This is a genomic window from Sulfitobacter sp. HI0040 (genome assembly GCF_001634885.1).
Lineage (GTDB): Bacteria > Pseudomonadota > Alphaproteobacteria > Rhodobacterales > Rhodobacteraceae > Sulfitobacter.
The window spans coordinates 1-251 of sequence record NZ_LWEX01000559.1 but is presented as its reverse complement, the minus strand read 5'-3'; the positions used below and the strand labels follow the sequence as shown (position 1 = coordinate 251).

Sequence of the window (251 nt, the reverse complement as noted above, 5' to 3'; positions counted from 1 at the left end):
TTTTCTTGTGTCGCTCCGTTTGCCACGGCTGTTCTGCTCGCGGCTGGTGGGACAACCATCACGACGTTAAGCGGCGAATTAGCCGATCATAACAGATGGAACACAGACTCGCTCAACCCAATCTCGATGGGTCATATTGGCGTGACCACCTTTCTCTTAGGCGTGAGCCTATTTTTCAATGGCGTCAGTGACTTCAAGCACAGAAACAGGGTGTTGCTCGCGTTCTTTGCCATCGGTTTGGGAGCGCTCTT

Annotated in this window: 1 protein-coding gene; it reads left to right on the top strand. The window is 52.2% G+C overall.

Annotated features, from left to right (window positions below):
* A partial coding sequence (locus tag A3728_RS23805) for a hypothetical protein (protein ID WP_236630589.1) occupies positions 1-251 on the top strand: 251 nt, incomplete at both ends.